The organism is Paraburkholderia sp. BL21I4N1, from assembly GCF_002973525.1.
GTDB lineage: Bacteria > Pseudomonadota > Gammaproteobacteria > Burkholderiales > Burkholderiaceae > Paraburkholderia.
Map to the genome: position 1 here is coordinate 50,579 of NZ_PVEN01000013.1, position 15,182 is coordinate 65,760.

The window sequence follows — 15,182 nt, forward strand, 5'->3', positions numbered from 1 at the left end:
CTACCGCCGCTTCGTCAATCCGCGCGCAGCACGATCGTCGCGAGCGGCGGCAGCGTGAGCGAAGCCGAATGCGGCCAGCCGTGGCTCGACATGGCGTCGGTTTGAATCAGCCCGCCGTTGCCCATGTTCGAGCCGCCATACACGCCGGCATCCGTGTTCAGCACTTCGACCCAGCGGCCGCCGCGCGGCATGCCGAGCCGGTAGCCGACGCGCGGCACCGGCGTCATGTTGCAGACCACAACCACTTCGCGGCCCGCGCCGTCGGTGCGGCGATAGGCGTAGACACTGTTGCCGTTGTCGTCGCCGACCAGCCAGTCGAAGCCGCCCGGTTCGCAGTCGAGCAGATACAGCGCGGGTTCCTCGTTGTACAGACGGTTCAGATCGCGCACCAGCATCTGCACGCCATGGTGGTTCGAATCGTCGAGCAGATGCCAATGCGGCGACGTGTCGTGATTGAACTCCGCCATCTGGCCGAATTCGCCGCCCATGAACAGCAGTTTCTTGCCGGGGTGTGTCCACATGAAACCGAAATACGCGCGCAGATTGGCGAACTTCTGCCAGGTGTCGCCGGGCATCTTGCCGAGCAGCGAGCCCTTGCCGTGCACCACCTCGTCGTGCGACAGCGGCAGCACGAAGCGCTCCGAATACGCGTACACCATGCCGAAGGTCATCATGTGGTGATGGTATTGGCGGTAGACGGGGTCTTCTTCCACGTAGTGCAGCGTGTCGTGCATCCAGCCCATGTTCCATTTGAACTGGAAGCCGAGGCCGCCGTCCTCGACCCTCGCCGTAACGCCCGGCCACGCGGTCGATTCCTCGGCGATCGTGATCGCGCCCGGCACACCCGGCACATAACCGACTTCGTGATTGAGCCGCTTCAGAAACGCGATCGATTCGAGGTTCTCGCGGCCGCCGTAAATGTTCGGCACCCACTGATCGGCGGCGCGCGAATAGTCGCGATACAGCATCGAGGCGACCGCGTCCACACGCAGCCCGTCGACGTGATAGCGCTTCAGCCACGCCAGCCCCGAGGCGATCAGGAACGCGCTCACCTCGTTGCGGCCGAGGTTGTAGATCATCGTGTTCCAGTCCTGGTGATAGCCTTCGCGCGGATCGGCGTGCTCGTAGAGCGGCGTGCCGTCGAAGTCGACCAGACCGTGCGCGTCGTTCGGGAAGTGCGCGGGCACCCAGTCGAGAATCACACCGAGACCGGCTTCGTGCGCTTTGTCGACGAAACCGGCGAACTGCTCCGGCTTGCCGAAGCGTGCCGACGGCGCGAACTGGCCGAGCGGCTGATAGCCCCACGATCCGCCGAACGGATGCTCGGCAATCGGCATGAATTCGACGTGCGTGAAGCCCATGCTTTTCACGTACGGGATCAGCCGGTCGGCGAGTTCTTCCCAATTGAGGCCGCGCTGGCCTTCTTCGGCGACGCGCAGCCAAGATTCGGCGTGCACTTCGTAGATGGAGATCGGCGCGCGCGGCGTTTGCTTCGCGGCGCGGGACTGGATCCACGCGTGATCGGTCCACGGAAACTGTTCGATCTCGTCGACATGCGCAACCACCGACGCCGTGCCCGGCGGCTTCTCCGTTTGCATCGCGCACGGGTCGGCCTTCAACGGCAGCGGGTGGCCGTCGCGGGACAACAGCTCGTACTTGTAGCGCGTGCCGGCGCCGACCCGCGGCACGAACAGCTCCCACACGCCGGCCTGATGACGCAGCCGCATCGGATGACGGCGGCCGTCCCACGCGTTGAAGTCTCCCACTACCGAAACGCGCCGCGCGTTCGGCGCCCAGACGGCGAAGCGCACGCCGGGCACGCCGTCCACTTCCATGGGACGCGAGCCGAGCAGTTCGAGTACCGCGTACGGATCGCCGCCGGCGAGACGGCCGAGCGGTTCGTCGCCAAGCACGGGGCCGAACGAGTACGTGTCCTCGATTTCCTGCACGACGCCGTGCCAGTCGATCCGCAAGCGGTACGGCGCGGCCGACGTGACGCGGCCGGCGAAGAGCCCCGGCCTTAACTGTTCCAACTCGCCGAGCGTCGCGCCGTCGGCGCGCGCGATCACGGTGACGTGAGAGGCGTTCGGCAGCAGCGCGCGCACCACCGGACCCGCGTCCGTCTGATGCATGCCGAGCTGCGAGAAAGGATCGGGGTGACGCGCTTCGACGAGCGCGTCGATTTCCAGCGGTTGGAGGCCTGCGGCCGGATCATGCTCACTCATAGTCGCCCTCGGCCGGGTTAGGCGGTGTGCCGGCGCCAGGCGCCTGGTTGGGGGAATCGTGTGTCGGTGCGTCAGTATCGCCGAGCAGACGATTGGCGAGCGCGGCGAGGCCGCGCACCGGCAGACCAAGCCACGTGGGGCGGTTGGCCGCTTCGTAGCGAATTTCGTAAGCGGCCTTTTCGATCAGGAACAAATCGAGCAGCGCCTGTTCCGCTTCGGGCGCGACGAGCGGCGTTGCGGCATCCGCTGCCGCAGCGCGATACGCCGTCAGGAACGTGTCGGTAGCATGCGCGCGGAAGCGGTCGAACAGCGCCAGCTTGCGATCGGCGGTTTGTTGCGGCGCGCTTTCCATCGTGGACTGCGCGGCCGCGCTCGCATACGACAACGAGCGCATCAAACCGGCCACGTCGCGCAACGGGCTCGACTTCTGCCGACGCTCCTCAAGCGAACGCGCCGGCTCGCCTTCGAAGTCGATCAGATACGCGTCGCCCTGCGCTACCAGCACCTGACCCAAATGGAAGTCGCCGTGAATGCGGGTGCGAAGCGCGCCTGTCTCGGCGGAGACCAGTTTGCCGACGACCTCGACGAGTGCCGCACGACGGTCGATCAGGCTTTGCGCGAGCGCCTGGGTTTCCGGGTCGCTCATCTGCTCGATGCGCGGCGCGAGCAAGTCGAGCGCGGCGGCGAGCATGGTCTGCGTGCCGTCGACCCATCCCTTCACTTGTTCGGCGCTCGCCGGTTCAGGCGAGAACGCGGGGTCGTCGGTCGGCGAGGCGAGCGCGACATGCAATTCCCCAAGCCGCCTGCCGATAATGCCGGCCAACGCGCTGTAGCCTTCCATCAGATTCATTTCTTTGTCGCGGTCCGGCGTGGACTGCGCGTCGGTATCCACGGCGATCGCGAGTTCGTCGACCGAACGGCGTAGGAAGTCGAGCGACCAGTTCCACGCGTCGCCCTGATTGTCGATAAAGCCTTGCAGGATCGCCAGCGTATGCGGCACGCCTTCGGGATCGACGCGCACCACTTCACCATACAGCGGCGCGGTGTTCGCGTAGCCGAGCTGGGTCAGATAGCGGCTGATTTCCGCTTCCGGATGAATGCCGCTGACCAGGCGCCGCACCAGCTTCAGCACCACGGCGTCGGCGATGATGAGCGAACTGTTGCTCTGTTCGGCCGCGAGCCAGCGAATGTCCGGCCGTTCGCCGAGCCCGGACAGTTCGTCGAAACGCTCGGTCGGCAGGAACCTGATTTCGCTTTTCTGCACGGTCGGCACGACTGCCCGTTCGCGCAGCTTGCGCATCACGCCGTGCGCGAAGATCGGCAGCGCGAACGCATCCGTCAAATGGCCCACGTTGCGGCCGCGCCGCACGCGTGCCAACGCCAGTTGCATGAACAGCGGGGTGGTGGTTTCGCCGCCCCAGGTGATCGCGATCGGCACCACGTAGCGTTCGGTGTGGTCGCCCACGTCCGCTTCAATTTCGGTGAAGGCAAAGCCGCCGTTCGGAATCGTCGTCAATGCAGCGAGCCGCACGGCGTGCATTTTTTGATCTTTCGACGCAAACCAGCGGCGCCGGCTCAGCCACGACGGCAGCACTTCGGATTCGAGCAGGCGCACGTTTTCCGGCGTCGGACCGGCCTGGCCTTCGCGAATCACGATCGTGACGAATTCCGGCAGCGGTTCCGAATGCGCCTGCGCCCAGGTCGGACGCTGGCCGCCCGGGCACAGCATGAACCACAGGAAGCCGTACGGCGGAAACGTCAGCAGATAGGTGAGCTGGCCGATGGCCGGGAACACCGAGTCGGCGGTCATTTCGATCGGCACGGAACCGTTGAACTCGGACAGATCGAGTTCGACCGCTTGCGGCGCGCGCGACAGATTCGCCACGCACAAGATTGGCGGCTCGCCCGGCGTTTCACGCAAATACGCGAGAATCTTGCGATTCTCCGGCTTCAGAAAGCGGATCGTGCCGCGCCCGAAGGTTTGTTTCGCGCGCCGCGTGGCCAGCATGCGGCGGGTCCAGTTCAACAGCGAATGCGGGTCGCGGCTTTGCGCTTCCACGTTGACTGCGTCGAAGCCGTATAGCGAACCCATTACCGGCGGCAGCACCAGTTGCTCGGGATCGGCGCGCGAGAAACCGCCATTGCGATCCGACGACCACTGCATCGGCGTGCGCACGCCGTCGCGGTCGCCGAGGTGGATGTTGTCGCCCATGCCGAGTTCGTCGCCGTAATAGATCACGGGTGTGCCCGGCATGGACAGCAGCAGCGAATTGATCAACTCGATGCGGCGGCGGTCGCGCTCCATCAGCGGTGCGAGACGGCGGCGAATGCCGAGGTTCAGCCGCGCGCGGCGGTCGCTCGCGTAAGTGTTCCACAGATAGTCGCGCTCGGAATCCGTGACCATTTCGAGCGTCAATTCGTCGTGATTGCGCAGGAAAATCGCCCACTGGTTCGTTTCGGCGAGATCCGGCGTTTGCCGCATGATGTCCGTGATCGGGAAGCGGTCTTCGCTCGCAATCGACATGTAGATACGCGGCATCAGCGGGAAGTGGAATGCCATGTGGCACTCGTCTTCGTCGCCGAAATACTCCTTCACGTCTTCCGGCCACTGGTTCGCTTCGGCGAGCAGCATCCGGTTCGGATACTCGGCGTCGATGGTGGCGCGAATCTTCTTCAGAATGGCGTGCGTTTCCGGCAGATTCTCGTTGTTGGTGCCTTCGCGTTCGACCAGATACGGCACCGCGTCGAGACGTAACCCGTCGATCCCCATGTCGAGCCAGAAGCGCATGACCTGCAACACCTCTTTCAGCACGGCGGGATTGTCGAAGTTCAGATCCGGCTGGTGCGAGTAGAAACGGTGCCAGTAATACGCGCCGGCTACCGGATCGTGTGTCCAGTTGGACGGCTCGGAGTCGATGAAGATGATCCGCGTTTCCTGATACTTCTGATCGGTATCGGACCACACGTAGTAGTTGCGATGATTCGAACCCGGCTTCGCGCGGCGCGCGCGCTGAAACCAAGGGTGTTGATCCGACGTGTGATTGATCACCAACTCGGTAATCACGCGAATGCCGCGTGCGTGCGCTTCCTGGATGAAGCGCTTCACGTCGGAGAGCTGGCCGTAGTCCGGATGCACATTGCGGTAATCGGCAATGTCGTAGCCGTCGTCGCGCCGTGGCGACGGATAGAACGGCAGCAGCCAGATCGCGTTCACGCCGAGTTCGGCAATGTAGTCGAGCTTCGCGATCAGGCCGGGGAAATCGCCCACGCCGTCGTTATTCGCATCGAAGAACGACTTGATGTGCACTTGGTAAATGATGGCGTCTTTGTACCAGAGCGGATCGTCGCTCAACGCGGCCGGTTTGCCGCGCCGGTGCGAACGCGCTTTCGCCGCGCTGCCGGTGGCGGCGCTGCCATGAGCTTGCGATGTGGCTTGGGCTGGATCGTCACGCTTCATATCGCACCTTCCGTTTGGGTTGGATTGCCAGCGTCTGCGTGATGGGCGCTGTCGGAGTCGCTGTCGGCTTCATCGGGGCGATCGGCGGGCAGGCCGCCGAGCGGCGCGATCCGCCAGATTGAGAACGGCTGACCGGAGCCGAGCTGAACGTGCTGCCAGCGGCCGTGCCATTCGAAGCGCGCACCGGTCATCTGATCGGTGACTTCGAGCGCGCCGTGGTCGTGCAGATGCCAGTGCTGGAAAGTCTCCCACGACAACTCGACGTCCGCGCCCTGTTCGTTGAACGGATCGAGATTGATCGCGACGACGATCACGTTGTCGCGCGCCTCCGTGGCTTTCTCGAAGAACAGGATGTTGTCGTTGTGCGCGGTGAGGAACGTCAGGCCGAGGTGCGTTTGCAGCGCCGGGTTCGCACGGCGAATCCGGTTCAGCGCACTGATCTCGCCGACGATATTGCCCGGCCGGTTCCAGTCCCACGCACGCAACTGGTACTTCTCAGAGTCGAGGTATTCCTCGCTGTTAGGCAGCGCGGCGGCCTCGCACAATTCGAAACCGCTGTACACGCCCCACAAGCCGGCCAGCGTCGAGGCCAACGCCGCGCGAATCAGGAAGCCCGTGCGCCCTTGCGATTGCAAATGCCGCGGGTTGATATCGGGCGTGTTGACGAAAAAGTTCGGCCGGTAGAAATCGCGCGCGTCGGTTCGCGTGAGTTCGTTCATGTACTCGATGAAATCGCGCTTCGACTCGCGCCACGTGAAATACGTGTACGACTGCGAGAAACCGATCTTGCCGAGCCGGTTCATCATGCGCGGACGCGTGAACGCCTCGGCCAGAAAGATCGTGTCCGGAAAGCGCGCCCGGATATCGCCGATCACCCATTCCCAGAACGGCAGCGGCTTGGTGTGCGGATTATCGATGCGGAAAATATGCACGCCCGCGTCGATCCAGAACAGGAACACGTCGCGCAACGCGAGCCAGAGATCGGGCTTGGCGTCGTGCGCATAGAAGTCGGGGTTGACGATGTCCTGATACTTCTTCGGCGGATTCTCCGCGTAACGCAGCGTGCCGTCGGGACGCCATGCGAACCACGTCGGATGCTCCTTCAACCATGGATGATCCGGCGAGCACTGCACGGCAAAGTCGAGCGCGATTTCGAGGCCGTGCGCGTGCGCGGCGGCGAGCATCGCCTTGAAGTCGTCGAGCGTGCCGAGTTGCGGATGCACGGCGGTGTGGCCACCTTCCGCTCCGCCGATCGCGTACGGGCTGCCGACGTCGCCCGGTTGAGCGTTCAGCGTGTTGTTGCGGCCCTTGCGGTTCGCGACGCCGATCGGGTGAATCGGCGGAAAGTACAGCACGTCGAAGCCCATGTCGCGAATGCGCGGCAGTTTCGTCGTGACGTCGGCGAAGGTGCCGTGGCGCGATTCGTCGTCGCTCATGGAGCGCGGGAAGATCTCGTACCAGCTTGCGAAGCGCGCGGCGGTGCGGTCCGCGTCGATCTTGTAGATGACCGGGTCGCGGCTCAGGAACGGCCGGTGACGCGCGGCGGTCATGGCCTTCGCGGTGGTCGGCGCGATCAACAGCGCGAGCTTGGTGTCGGCGTCGGCCTTCGTGAAAACCTTGACGATGTGTTCGAGCGGTTCCGTGATCGCGCCTTCCACGGTTTCGACTTCGGCGAGCACCAGCGCGAACAGATGCGACGCTTCGTCGAGTTCCAGCTCGACGGTTTGGCCCGCCTTCAGCTTCTTCTGGATATGCTCGACCAGCGACGCGAAGTCGTCGCGCCAGGCGATGACCGTGAATTCGTGGCGACCCAGCCGTTCGAGCGGGATGCGCGCCTTCCAGATGTCGAGGCCGGCGGGTTGAGCGGGGGACATGGGTGCTTCGTGCCACGCGGTTTCGTCGGCGGCGCGCCAGAGCACGGCGGCGGCGATCTTGTCGTGACCTTCGGCGAAGATCGCGGCGCTGATCTCGGCGCGTTCGCCGACGCTGCGTTTGGCCGGGAACCGGCCGTTGTCGACGCAAGGTGTCACGCTTTCTATCGCGACACGCGGTGCGCTGATCGCCTCGATCACGGTTTTGTGACCGCTGCGTTTGCTGTTGGCTTTGTCGATCGGCGGCGCGAGACGGATCGGTTTCTCCGTCACCGCGCGGAACAGGCGAACCGCGCCCGGGGCGAGCGTGAACGGCGTCAACGTGACGGGCGCAATGTGGCCGGGCGCGTCGAGCGGCACGAAGCGCGTGAAGTTGCCGGGCACGCCCACTAAAAAGCGGGCCGGGTCGACGCGCACCGGCGCACCGAGTTCGGGATTGATGGCGATCAGGATCGCCTCGTTGGCGTCGCGCAGGTCGGGCTGATCGGCGCGCAGCAGCACGGCGGCGGGCGCACCCGGCCCGCTAAGCGGGCGCAGTTCACCATTGGCGTGCAGGGTGGCCGTGTTGCGTGCAACGTCGTTCACATGCGCGATGCGTTCGGAGAGGTCGAACTGCTTCGCCTGGGCCGCGAGCGCGAATTGCGCGGCATCGCCGCGCGTTTGCGACATCGGCTCGGCGATGCCGTATTCGAAGCCCATCGGCATCATCCAGCCGGTGCCGGTCGAAGCCGAGGCGAACAACGCGCGCCGGTAAGCACGTTCGACGATACCGGCGTCGTGGGCGTCGCTCAGGTCGGCGGCGAGGCGGGTGCCGTAGGGCGCTTCGGGGAACGCGATTGGTGCGCCGAGGCGCGCTAGCGCGGCGTGCTCCTCGACCATCCAGCTCGCACGGAAGTCCCACCAGCGCACCGACGTGAACACGCTGTCGAAGCCCGCGCCTTCGAGGGCGGGCAGGTCGCCGCGCGACAGACCGGGCGTCGCGGCCAGAAAGCGTACGTGCGGATACTTCGCGCGCACCGCTTCCCCGAGTTGCCGCCAGACGGCAGCGGGCACGCGATGCGGCGAATCGAAGCGGAACCCGCCCACGCCGGCCTCGGCGAGTGACAGCAGTTGCTGCGTCCACCAGAGCGTGAGCGCGGCGCTACTGCCGGCCTCGTTGAAATTGGCATACGCGACATTGTCCTCACGATGCACATGGCGCGGGTCGAGCCGCGCTTCCTCCGACTCGAACGGATGGAACCAGTCGGCATGTTCAGCGTGGAGCGCGCCATCGGCGGCCATCCGGTCGATCACCAGATCGGCCAGCAAGGTCACGCCATGCTGACGCGCCTCGGCCGTGAGCGTGCGGATCGCGTCGACAGCAGAGCCCTGCGCCTCGAATACCGGATGCAGCCTGGCGTGATTGCCGACCACTTGCCCGTGGCCGGCCTGTCCCGGCTCGAAGAGACTGCCGATCAATGCATGATCGAAGCCCAGCGCGGCCGCGTGCGCAAACTGCGCGGGCCACGCGGCGAGCGGTCCAACCAGAAGTGAATGAAAAAAGTAAATCCGTGGCGCGTACCCGTTTGGAGATTCCATCGGTCGTTTCCAGATTCGTCCTGCTGCGGTGTGGATGCAATTGGCATGCGATCACAGCGCTCATTGGGCTTCCAGAGCCGGATACCGCTACCGCGCGATTGCGTCGAGCGAAGGCGCGTACTGGTCAATGTAGTGCAAAGATCGTCACGCCGCTGGCCAGTAAGGGGGTGCTTTGACGCCACGCACGGTGACGCCGGACTGGCCGGAACTATTCGCAAGACGCAGCAATCGGTGTGCCAGTATGGTCCGGAAATGCGGATGGCGGGGGCGAGTGTGCGCCCCGCAGGAGGAGGCGGGGGACGCTGGAAGGTGGGATGTCGGCGGCCTATGGCCTGGCTGAAGCGGTGCCGCGCGTGTAAATCGGGCGGCGTCGTCCGGGTTTTACACGGAGCGTGGGGTGAGCCGTGCAGGTCGCACGGTCACCCGGAAAACCGAAGCTTTAACGCGCTTACGAACCGACTAGGCCCGCCGCGATGTTCACGCACAAGCCCAACACCGCGACGTTGAAGTAGAACGACAGGATCGACTGCGCGAGCGCCGCGCGGCGAATCGTGCGCGAACGCAACACCACGTCCGAGGTTTGCGAAGCCACTGCGATGGTGAACGAAAAGTACAGGAAGTCCCAGTAATTCGGCTGGAGCTTGTGGTCCGGAAACAGCAGCGGCGTCTCGTCGACGTCCGGGTCGTAGTAAAGCCGCGCGTAGTGCGACGTGAAGATGGTCGGGATCATGAACCATGCGCCGACCATCGTCAGGCCGGTCAGCGCGTAGTGCCATGCCGTCGAGGCGCCCGCGGTGCCCTTCGCCGAGGCCAGTTCGAGCACGATCGCGGCCAGACTGGCGACCGTCGCCACGCAAATGATGGCCAGCACCACGCCCGCGTTTTCATCGTCGCGGCGCGCGTATTCGCGCACGTCGCCTTCGTCGGCGAGCGCCATGTGTACCCAGATCAACACCAGATAGGTCCAGACGGCGGCGTCCCAGCCGGCCAGACCCAGCACCATGGGACGCGTGTGAGCGGGTAACAGGAACGCGGCAACCACGCCGACGGCCAGACCGATCAGCATGCGGGGCCGATTGCGAAGTACCTGCGGTAGAAATCGTGTGAGCATGAAGTGTAGGAGGGTGGGCATCGGTGTCGCGGATTCTACCCGCGCGCCGAGCATCATTTGTCGAATGGGTGAGTCGCAGGCTATAGTCTTTCGCAACGGCCTTGCGCGCGGCTTTCAGTTGAAAGGCGATTGGCAGGCTGGTTCTGTTGCACCGTTTGTATCGAGAAGACCGCCGGAGCGGCACGAGACCAGGTTTGGGGTAGAGCATCGAGGCAGCACGCGAAGGGCATTCATGCATCGCCGCGTTGCCCGTTGAGTATGACTCACGATCGACTCACCATCTGGAGTCCCCATGACAGATGTTCCTGAGAAAAATAATGCGCACCACGAAGTGACGCATGCAACCGGGTTGTCGTCGTCAGCTTCGTTGTCGAAATCGTTTCCAGTGTCATTTTCCGCGTCGCGCAGAGCGTGGGTACTCGGCGCTTGCGCCAGCGCCGTGGCGCTCGCCTTTGTCGGCGCCGGCCGCTCATTCTCGTGGATCGCCCCCGCCTTCGCCGACGCGCCCGCAGGCGGCGGCCTCGACGCATTCGTCGCGCTCTCGCAGCGCCTCACGGCCCACGCCAGCTTCGACCCGATTCTCAGCAAGCGCTACTACGACGCTCTCGCCAAATCCGACAGCCAGTTCACCCAGAATGTCGCCGCGCTCAACACGTGGCTGCAAGGCCATGGCGGTGTGCCGTCCGATACGGTCACGCAGGCGTTGCAGGCCGAGCAACCGGCGCTCGCGAAAACCGTCGGCGCGATCATGCGCGCGTGGTATCTGGGCCTCGTCGGCGAGATGCCGCATGTGGACGTGATCGCCTATGAAAAAGCGCTGATGTTCGAGCCCGTGAAAGACGTGTTGACCATTCCGTCGTATTGCCGCGACGTGCCGTTCTACTGGACGCAGAAACCGGTCAGCACCTGACGCAACGACGTTCCCCGGTCGATATAAAAGAGGGCAACAATGGCAAACTCAAATTCCGCCGACATCGTCGTAGTCGGTTCGGGCGTGGCGGGCGGACTGGTCGCGCATCAAATGGCGCTGGCTGGTGCATCGGTGATCCTGCTCGAAGCCGGGCCGCGCATTCCGCGCTGGCAGATCGTCGAGAACTTCCGCAACTCACCCGCGAAGTCCGACTTCGCGACGCCGTATCCGTCTACGCCGTACGCGCCGCATCCCGAGTACGCGCCGGCCAATAATTATCTGATCCAGAAGGGCGACTATCCGTACAACTCGCAATACGTGCGGCTGGTGGGCGGCACCACCTGGCATTGGGCGGCCGCCGCGTGGCGCCTGCTGCCGTCGGACTTCCAGTTGCACAAGCTGTACGGTGTGGGGCGCGACTGGCCGTATCCGTACGAAACGCTCGAACCGTGGTATTCCGCGGCGGAAGCGCAGTTGGGCGTGTCGGGTCCGGATAACTCGATCGATCTCGGCTCGCCGCGTTCGAAGCCTTATCCGATGAGCGCACTGCCGCTGTCGTACATGGATCAGCGCTTTAGCGACGTACTGAATGCGCAAGGCTTCAAGGTCGTGCCCGAGCCGGTGGCGCGCAACAGCCGTCCGTACGACGCGCGGCCCACCTGCTGCGGCAACAACAATTGCATGCCGATCTGCCCGATCGCCGCGATGTACAACGGTGTGGTGCATGCGGAAAAAGCCGAGCAGGCCGGCGCGAAACTGATTCCCGAGGCGGTGGTGTACCGCGTCGAAGCGGACAACAAAGGGCTCATCACGGCAGTCCACTACAAGGACCCGAACGGCAATAGCACACGCGTGACCGGCAAGCTGTTCGTGCTCGCCGCCAACGGCATCGAAACGCCCAAGCTGATGCTGATGTCGACCTCCGACAAATTCCCGCACGGCGTCGGCAACAGTTCCGATCAGGTGGGCCGCAACCTGATGGACCATCCGGGCACGGGCGTGACCTTCCTCGCCAATGAGCCACTGTGGCCCGGACGCGGCCCGATGGAAATGACCTCGATCGTCAACTTCCGCGACGGCGCGTTCCGCTCGGACTACGCGGCCAAGAAGCTGCATCTGTCGAACGGTGTGCCGACCATGAGCGTGACCGCCGCGCTGCTGGGCAAAGGCCTCACCGGCGCCGAGCTCGACCGGCAGATTCGCGACCGCGCGGCGCGCACGCTGAACATCAACAGCTTCCACGAGCATCTGGCCGAGCCGCAGAACCGGGTGGTGCCGTCGGCGGATCACAAGGACGCGCTCGGCATTCCGCAGCCGGAGATCTACTACTCGATCAACGACTACGTAAAGAAAAGCGCAGCCAACACACATGAGCTCTACGCGCAGATCGCCAACCTGTTCGGCGGCGCCGAGGTCTCGTTCGACGATACCTTCGCTCCCAACAACCACATCATGGGCACCACGATCATGGGCAGCGACCCGGCGGATTCGGTCGTCGATGCGGATTGCCGCACGCACGATCACTCCAATCTGTTCATCGCCAGCAGCGGCGTGATGCCCACCGCGGCTTCGGTGAATTGCACGCTGACGATCGCGGCCTTGTCGCTGAAACTGGCCGACAAGCTCAAGCGTGAAATCTGAGCCCTGAACGGAGAGTCACCATGACGAAGAACCTCTCTCGCGGGCAGCCGGCTCAGGCGCTCGTTCAGCACAAGCGGCGGCGTTTCCGGGTCGCGACGCTGGCGGCGGCGTTCTCGCTGTTCGCGCTGTACGTTGCGTGGTATGAAGCGCACGGGCCCAACGCGCGGCATAACGACGAATTGCCGATCATGCAGGCGCATGCCGACGACGCGTCGCAAGCGCCTGGCGGTGCGAGCAATAACGCGTCCAATGGCGCGACTAACGGCGCTCTCACGCCCACCGCCGCAGCCGGCAGCAGCGATCTGGTCAAGCGCGGCGAATACCTCGCGCGCGCCGGCGATTGCGTCGCCTGTCACACGGCGGACAAAGCCCGTCCGTTCGCGGGCGGGCTGCCGATCAACACGCCGTTCGGCACCATCGTGACGCCCAATATCACGCCCGATCCTGACACCGGCATCGGCCAATGGAGCGACGCCGATTTTCTGCGCGCGATGCATGAAGGCGTCGGCAAGAGCGGCGAGCGGCTGTATCCCGCGTTCCCGTATGCGGAATACACCAAGGTCACCGATCAGGACGTGGTGGCGATTCGCGCGTATCTGAACACGCTCACGCCGATCCACTACGCGCCGCCGGGCAACAGCCTGAAATTCCCCTTCAACCAGCGCTGGCTGATGGTGTTCTGGAACCTGTTCAATTTCACCGAAGGCCGGTTCGTCCCCGATCCGAAGCAAAGCGCCGAATGGAATCGCGGCGCGTATCTGGTGCAAGGCCTCGCGCATTGCGAGGAGTGTCATACGCCGCGTAATGTCACGCAGGGTCTGAAGTCGAGTTCGCGCTTCTCCGGTGCGCTGCAGACGGGCTGGCATGCGTACAACATCACGCCGGACAAGAACAGCGGCGTGGGCAACTGGAGCGACGACGAACTGGTGTCGTATCTGTCGACCGGCGCGGCGCCGGGGCGCGCCAACGCGGCCGGGCCGATGGCCGAAGTGGTGACCGACAGCACGCAGTATCTGTCGCGCGAAGACCTCGGCTCGATCGTCGCGTATTTGCGCTCGGTGCCGCCGATCAGCGGCGGCGAGGCACGTCCACGCGATCAGTGGGGCAATCCCGCCAACGACGTTACGGCATTGCGCGGCACCACGATCAACGCGGTGAACGGCGCGCAACTGTTCGTGGCCAATTGCGCGACCTGTCATAGCTGGACGGGCCAGGGCGTGGGCGCGAGCGCGCCGGGGGCGTATCCGTCGCTGATCCATAACTCGGCGGTCGGCGCGAGCGACGCCAACAATCTCGCGATGGTGATCCTGCACGGTGTCAGCCGGACGACGCAGCAGGCGGACGTGCTGATGCCCGCCTTCGGCACCGAACTCACCGACGATCAGGTCGCCGCCATCACCAACTATGTGACCAAACAGTTCGGCAATCCTCAGTCGACAGTGACCGTCGATCAGGTCGCCAAGCTGCGTACTCAGCAATAGCGACCGCACAGAGCGCGTGTTTCCGGAGAGGGTTTCCGGAAACACGTGGTTTTGGCGTCAATTCGCATCAATTTCGCCGTTCGGAGCGCCAGGATACGATGGGCAACACGCATACGCCGCGCGTCTGTCGCATTATCATGGGTTCATGGATTCCGTACTCGTCAACCCCGTTCAGCATCATTCGGCCAATGCGAGCGGCCGCGATTTCGTGGTCGGCGATCTGCATGGCTGCGTCGATGCCTTGCGCTATCTGCTGCGCACCATCGCGTTCGATCCCGCGCGCGACCGGCTGTTCTCGGTCGGCGATCTGGTGGATCGCGGCGAGCATTCCGAACAGGCGCTGGCGCTGCTCGACAAGGCGTGGTTTTTTCCGGTGCTCGGCAATCACGAGGACACGCTGTGCGGTGTCGCCGATGGGCGTATGCGGCGTCAGTGGTGGTATGGGATTGGCGGCGCGTGGGCGGCGGATTTGCCCGACGAACGCTTGCGGCACTATGCGGAGCAATTGCGCACGCTGCCGCTCGTGCGTGTGGTGGGCAGCGGCAAGGAGCGCTTCAATATTCTGCATGCCGAGTTCTTCGGCTCGGACGCTGAACTCGATGCCGGGAATTTTTCCGCCGACACGCGTCAGCAGTTGTTGTGGGGCCGCGGCCTCGCCTTGGGCAATAGCGACCCCGAGCGTCAACGCGGCCTCTCGCTGACGTATTGCGGCCATACGCCGATGCGCGACATTCAGCAGATCGGCTCCCAGGTGTTCATCGACACGGGCGCGTTCGGGCCTGGTGGCAAGCTGACGATCGTGGAGCCGCAGGCGTTGCGGCGCTGGTCAGTCTCGACCGACGATGCGCGCGCCGATGGCGCGGCGGCGTTGGCGTTGCCTTGACGCGGTTCGCGTGGCGCTTGTCGGC

Annotated in this window: 8 protein-coding genes; 4 read left to right on the plus strand and 4 right to left on the minus strand. The window is 64.4% G+C overall.

Translation table 11 applies throughout. The annotated features are described in order from the left end of the window. Positions 1-14 precede the first annotated feature (14 nt). The 4 genes from glgB to B0G83_RS27155 all read right to left on the minus strand — a co-directional run bounded on the left by glgB (position 15) and on the right by B0G83_RS27155 (position 10,242). On the minus strand, positions 15-2,225 hold the full coding sequence (gene glgB / locus B0G83_RS27140) for a 1,4-alpha-glucan branching protein GlgB (RefSeq protein ID WP_105510478.1): 2,211 nt from the start codon (positions 2,223-2,225) through the stop codon (positions 15-17). Beyond that, on the minus strand, positions 2,218-5,682 hold the full coding sequence (gene treS / locus B0G83_RS27145) for a maltose alpha-D-glucosyltransferase (RefSeq protein WP_105510479.1): 3,465 nt from the start codon (positions 5,680-5,682) through the stop codon (positions 2,218-2,220). Before treS ends, glgB begins: the two co-directional genes overlap by 8 nt. Further along, positions 5,679-9,131 (minus strand): maltotransferase domain-containing protein, encoded by a 3,453-nt coding sequence (locus B0G83_RS27150; protein ID WP_105510480.1) that lies wholly within the window; start codon positions 9,129-9,131, stop codon positions 5,679-5,681. Before B0G83_RS27150 ends, treS begins: the two co-directional genes overlap by 4 nt. A 448-nt stretch (positions 9,132-9,579) precedes the next feature. Continuing rightward, the gene (locus B0G83_RS27155; RefSeq protein ID WP_035561076.1) at positions 9,580-10,242 is read right to left on the minus strand and encodes a DUF1345 domain-containing protein; all 663 of its coding nucleotides are present in this window, start codon (positions 10,240-10,242) and stop codon (positions 9,580-9,582) included. 292 nt (positions 10,243-10,534) lie between these two features. On the opposite strand from B0G83_RS27155, the gene B0G83_RS27160 reads away from it, so the two are divergent. From B0G83_RS27160 to B0G83_RS27175, 4 genes are all read left to right on the plus strand, one after another. Then, complete coding sequence (locus B0G83_RS27160) at positions 10,535-11,152, plus strand: sugar dehydrogenase complex small subunit (protein ID WP_105510481.1); 618 nt, start codon at positions 10,535-10,537, stop codon at positions 11,150-11,152. A 39-nt stretch (positions 11,153-11,191) separates the two neighbouring features. After that, positions 11,192-12,793: a GMC family oxidoreductase gene (locus B0G83_RS27165; RefSeq protein WP_105510482.1), complete on the plus strand. Its 1,602-nt coding sequence runs from the start codon at positions 11,192-11,194 to the stop codon at positions 12,791-12,793. A 20-nt stretch (positions 12,794-12,813) separates the two neighbouring features. Beyond that, positions 12,814-14,274, plus strand: a complete 1,461-nt coding sequence (locus B0G83_RS27170) for a cytochrome c (protein WP_105510483.1) — start codon at positions 12,814-12,816, stop codon at positions 14,272-14,274. Positions 14,275-14,419: 145 nt separating this feature from the next. Then, positions 14,420-15,157: a metallophosphoesterase gene (locus B0G83_RS27175; RefSeq protein ID WP_105510484.1), complete on the plus strand. Its 738-nt coding sequence runs from the start codon at positions 14,420-14,422 to the stop codon at positions 15,155-15,157. The last annotated feature ends 25 nt before the right edge of the window (positions 15,158-15,182 follow it).